The organism is Streptomyces sp. NPDC058964 (assembly GCF_042741275.1).
Taxonomy (GTDB): domain Bacteria; phylum Actinomycetota; class Actinomycetes; order Streptomycetales; family Streptomycetaceae; genus Streptomyces.
In genome coordinates this window covers 3,677-7,869 of sequence record NZ_JBHYKH010000324.1, presented here as the reverse complement: position 1 = coordinate 7,869, position 4,193 = coordinate 3,677, and the positions used below count along the sequence as shown (strand labels likewise).

Here is a 4,193-nt window from a genome sequence, read left to right as displayed (position 1 = left end):
CAACACCCCATCTCCCCGCGCACTTTTAACCCCCATCCGAACGGGTCCCGGGTCCCCGCCGCGCGGCGCCGCCGCCCCCCCGCCACCCCGGGGGGGCCCGGCCGTCAATGTGTCAGATCCGCGCCCGACTGGTCGGCAACGGCATGTGTGTGATCGTCCAGCAGCCACCGGGAGTGGTGCCGCGCGGCCCAGGACCTGCTCACGTGACCCGTGCGCATCCCGAGCCTGGCCTCGGGGTCCTGGTACGCCTTGCGCATGTGGCCGATCAGGACAATGGTGATCGCCCAGGCGAGGCAGTCGTGCACGAAGATGGCGCTGGTGCGGGAGATGAACGGCAGCAGCCCGATGAACCACATGAGCAGACCGGTGAACATCATCACCAGCACCGCGCCCGCGATCCACCCCGCGTAGATCTTCTGTCCCGCGTTGAACTTGCCGGCGGGGCGCGCTTCCGGCCACGTCCGCCGTCTGCGGACGGCCCTCAGCCACTGCCGGTCGTAGACCGCGAAGCGGTTCAGCCTGCGCAGGTCCGCACGGAAGTCCGGGGAGAAGAGCCCCAGCAGGAACGGAACCGGCAAACAGATGCCCGACCACTCGTGGACGGCGGCCACGATGTGGCGGCGGCCGACCAGCTCGGCCAGCGGGCCGAGGTACAGGCATGCCGCGGTGACCAGGCACACCAGCATGAGCCACCCGGTTGCCCGGTGGACCATCCGTTCCGCCCGGCTGAACCGGCGAACCTGACCGGACCGCTCAGGCCGAGCCGTCGCCCCGGTCGGCGTCGTCGAGCCAGCCGTCGACCGCATAACCTCGCTCCTCCCAGAAACCGGGGATGACCTTGTCGGTCACCGATATGCCGGACAGCCACTTGGCCGATTTGTAGAAGTACATGGGGGCCACGAACAGGCGCACCGGTCCCCCGTGCTCGTGGGTGATGGGCTTGTCCTGCATCTTGAGTGCCACCAGGACGTCCGAGCGGCGCGCCTGCTCGAGGGTCAGGCTCTCGGTGTAGGCGCCGTCGAAGCACGTGAACCGGATGGCCGCCCCCTCGGAGCGCACTCCGGCGGCGTCGAGGAGGTCCGCCAGTTTCACGCCTTCGAAGGGCGTGTTGTCCACCCGCCACCCGTCCGTGCAGAGTACGTCGTGAACGACTCGCGTCTGAGGCAGAGCACGCAGCTCGGGCAGTGTGTAGGTCCTCGGCCGGTCGACCAGACCGCCGATGGTCAGCCCGTAGTTGGTGTCGTTCTTGCGCGGCACCGACCCGACGACGCTGTAGTAGCGAAAGCCACCGGGGTTGGGCAGCAGCCCGGTCAGCCCCGTTGCGTCGACCTGGGAGGCGGCACCCAGGACGTCCTCCCAGCCGCTCTGCAGGTAGGGAGCAGCGGCAAGGCCGGCGGCACCGGCGGCGAGCATGCCCAGCAGCGCGCGCCGCCCCACCGGTGCGCCGTCGGCGTTCCGCCTCGGCTGTTCTGCCATGTTCAGTCCTTCTTCGCGGTGGCGACTGCTCCGGCGACGCGCGTCGTCGATGACGGTCGCGCTCGGGCAGCCGAAGGTGGTTGCCGTCGTCACGCAGACATCGTCCGCAACGCCACCTCACCCTGCGCCGGTTCAGGACGCGCCGGCGCCGGCTCATGTGAAACGGCGGGTTGTTGCGGTGGGCAGGAGCCGAAACGCCAGCACCGGAAGCACCGTTCGCCATCGGCCGAGCCGAGCCCTTGAGACGGAAATCGACTTCGTCACCTGTTTAAGAGGTGACGATACTGGCACGGCCCAACGCGGGCTGTCAACGACGCGTGCCGACGACGGGACGGGGGTGGTCCGACCGCGTCGGATCACGAACTCGCCTTACGTTCTGCGGCAATGCTTGCCTGCTTCGACTGTCACCTGTCAGAATGGTGACGTGAATCACGAGCATTCCTTCGTCTGCGGGAACCCGGCCCTCGACTTCGCCGCGACTCTGCGCGCACGGCGAACGGTGCGCTTCGAGATGTTCGCGACACCCGACCGGCTGGACGCCTGGTTCGTGGAGTCCGGACTCGTGGACGCGATCACGCCCGCCGACGAGGCCGACGTCGAGCGGGCCAAGGCGGTACGGGATGCGATCTACGAACTGGTCACCGCCCGCCGTCTCGGCCAGGAATACGACGAGGAAGCACTGAGCCTTCTGAACGGGGCCGCGCGCAAGCCTCCGGCGACACCGCAGCTCACACGGGACGGACGCAGGACCGAGGCGACCGCCGAACAGGCGCTGTCCACCGTCGCCCGGCATGCCGTCGAGCTGCTCAGCGGTCCGGACGTGCCCCTGATGAAGGAGTGCGACAACCCCGAGTGCACCCGTATCTACGTCGACCGCTCCCGCGGCACGCGTCGCCAGTGGTGCGACATGGAGTCCTGCGGCAACAAGTTCAAGGCGGCCGCCTACCGCGCCCGCAAGAAGAGTGGCCCTTCGGCGGCCGCTCGCTGAACGGTGGCAGCTCACGGGGCGGCGCGAGCAACACGGCGGCCTGCTGCGCCGTCGTGGCAGCAGGCCGCCGGTGGACCGGGCGGAGCGACCGCACTCCGGAAGGGCGGTATCGGCGCGTCACGAGGAACGCACCCGGTCACCGCCGTTCATGTCGCCCCCACCGCCCGTGGCGAACGCATCAGTCGCGCCGGGCGACTTGGTAGTGAGCGATGTACCACTCGCCGTCGAGTCGCCGGAGCACAACCGTGAGCGTGACCGGAACGGTCGGCCGGTCGGAGAAGGAGAAGTCGACGCTCAGGTATCCGAGCAGGACGTCGTCGCTGAACGACCGGACCTCGAGCACCTTGTAGTCCGCCACCAGCCCGAGCGGCTGGGAGTCGTAGTACTGCGCGACCCCGGTCCGTCCGACGCTGTAGGGGTGCAGTCCTTGGAAGATCACGTCCTCGGTGAAACACGCGGCCACCCGCTGCGGCTCGTGTGCATCGACCGCGGCCTTCCAGCGGTCCATGACGTCACCCAGGATCGCTCGCTGGGGCCCCGCACTCTCCGTCACCAGTTCCTCCTCTGGGGAATCGTGCCGACGACTCAGCGCGTGTGGCCCGGGTCGTTGGGGTGCTGCTGCAGGGGGGTGACCACCGCGGTCATCCAGGGCCACAGGGGCAGGCTGCCGAGGACCTTCACACGCAGCTCGGTTTCGTCGTCGGCACGCCACACCCCGATGCTGCGCAGCTCTCCGACCGGACGCCACAGCCGGAACAGATGCCCCTGAGCGGCGAGTTCCCCGGCCCGCACCGCCTCGGCGGCACGGATCCGGTCGACCTCGGCCTGATCGGTGCCCTCGGGCACGGTGGTGGTCAACTCGACCAGGAATTCCTTCATGACCTCTTCTTCCTTCGGATCGGCCCGGGGGACGAGGGCTCGGGCGTCGTCCCCCGGAAGCCTCTGCGATGCCCCGCGAGCCGGTTCCGGCCAGGGCGTAGATGTTTCGGCTCCTCATCACCGCACGGCGGGGTGCCACAGGCGCCGGAGCGCCCCCGCGGGCGCCGGCCGGCGCCGCGGACTGTCAGGCGGCGGACCTCAGGAGCCCGGCGATCCTGACAACTCGCTCCGCCTGGATGCGCGCGGCGGTACGCGTGACGTCGTCCACCGGGTTGCTGCCCTGGGCGTCGACGTGCGAAGTGCCGTAGGGGTTGCCGTCCACGAACTTGCGCGGGTCGGTGAAACCGGGCGTGACCGTGATGCCACCGAAGTGGTGGATGGAGGTGTACAGGGCGAGCAGGGTCGCCTCCTGCCCGGCATGCGCCGTCGCGGTGGACACAAAACCGCTGTAGACCTTGTCCGCCAGCCTGCCCTCGGCCCACAGACCGCCCAGGGTGTCGATGAACTGCTTCAGCTGCGCGGAGACATTGCCGAACCGCGTCGGTGTACCGAACAGCACCGCGTCGGCCCACTCGACGTCTTCCGTAGTGGCCTCCGGAATGTCCGCCACGGCCGCATGATGAGCGGCCCAGGCCGGGTTGGACTCGATGGCCGCCCGAGGGGCCAGCTCGGCGACCTTCAGCAGACGCACCTCGGCACCGGCCTTGACGCCCGCGTCATGGAGCTCCTTGGCGATCTCAGTGACCGTGCCGGTGGACGAGTAGTAAATGATCGCAAGCTTCACGGGAGTGCTCACGGGGGTGCTCCGTTCAGTGGGAGAGGTTTCAAAGCCGTAGTAGACGCGCGCGGG

The 4,193-nt window shown here is 69.0% G+C and carries 6 protein-coding genes; 1 reads left to right on the top strand and 5 read right to left on the bottom strand.

Annotation, left to right across the window (positions count from 1 at the left end):
• Positions 1-104: 104 nt before the first annotated feature.
• Positions 105-806, bottom strand: a complete 702-nt coding sequence (locus ACFW2E_RS31200) for a cytochrome b/b6 domain-containing protein (RefSeq protein WP_384470440.1) — start codon at positions 804-806, stop codon at positions 105-107.
• Complete coding sequence (locus ACFW2E_RS31195) at positions 754-1,476, bottom strand: molybdopterin-dependent oxidoreductase (RefSeq protein WP_384470455.1); 723 nt, start codon at positions 1,474-1,476, stop codon at positions 754-756. The genes ACFW2E_RS31200 and ACFW2E_RS31195 overlap by 53 nt, the downstream gene beginning before the upstream one ends.
• 424 nt (positions 1,477-1,900) lie before the next feature.
• Here ACFW2E_RS31195 and ACFW2E_RS31190 point away from each other — a divergent pair, with 424 nt between their 5' ends.
• Positions 1,901-2,464 carry a CGNR zinc finger domain-containing protein gene (locus ACFW2E_RS31190; RefSeq protein WP_384470437.1) on the top strand — a complete coding sequence of 188 codons (564 nt, stop codon included), beginning with the start codon at positions 1,901-1,903 and terminating at the stop codon, positions 2,462-2,464.
• Between the two features lie 178 nt (positions 2,465-2,642).
• On the opposite strand, the gene ACFW2E_RS31185 is transcribed toward ACFW2E_RS31190, so the two are convergent.
• The 3 genes from ACFW2E_RS31185 to wrbA all read right to left on the bottom strand — a co-directional run bounded on the left by ACFW2E_RS31185 (position 2,643) and on the right by wrbA (position 4,139).
• A complete protein-coding gene (locus ACFW2E_RS31185) occupies positions 2,643-2,972 on the bottom strand; it encodes an SgcJ/EcaC family oxidoreductase (RefSeq protein WP_384470452.1) in 330 nt (109 codons plus the stop codon).
• 77 nt (positions 2,973-3,049) lie between these two features.
• Positions 3,050-3,343, bottom strand: a complete 294-nt coding sequence (locus tag ACFW2E_RS31180) for a muconolactone Delta-isomerase family protein (RefSeq protein ID WP_384470434.1) — start codon at positions 3,341-3,343, stop codon at positions 3,050-3,052.
• 184 nt (positions 3,344-3,527) lie between these two features.
• The gene (gene wrbA, locus ACFW2E_RS31175; protein ID WP_384470431.1) at positions 3,528-4,139 is read right to left on the bottom strand and encodes an NAD(P)H:quinone oxidoreductase; all 612 of its coding nucleotides are present in this window, start codon (positions 4,137-4,139) and stop codon (positions 3,528-3,530) included.
• Between the last annotated feature and the right edge of the window lie 54 nt (positions 4,140-4,193).

Excerpts from the sequence above, each read along its gene's own strand:
- ACFW2E_RS31185 (WP_384470452.1), bottom strand. The coding sequence starts at position 2,972 with ATGGACCGCTGGAAGGCCGCGGTCGATGCACACGAGCCGCAGCGGGTG.
- ACFW2E_RS31180 (WP_384470434.1), bottom strand. The coding sequence starts at position 3,343 with ATGAAGGAATTCCTGGTCGAGTTGACCACCACCGTGCCCGAGGGCACC.
- ACFW2E_RS31200 (WP_384470440.1), bottom strand. The coding sequence starts at position 806 with ATGCGGTCGACGGCTGGCTCGACGACGCCGACCGGGGCGACGGCTCGG.
- ACFW2E_RS31195 (WP_384470455.1), bottom strand. The coding sequence starts at position 1,476 with ATGGCAGAACAGCCGAGGCGGAACGCCGACGGCGCACCGGTGGGGCGG.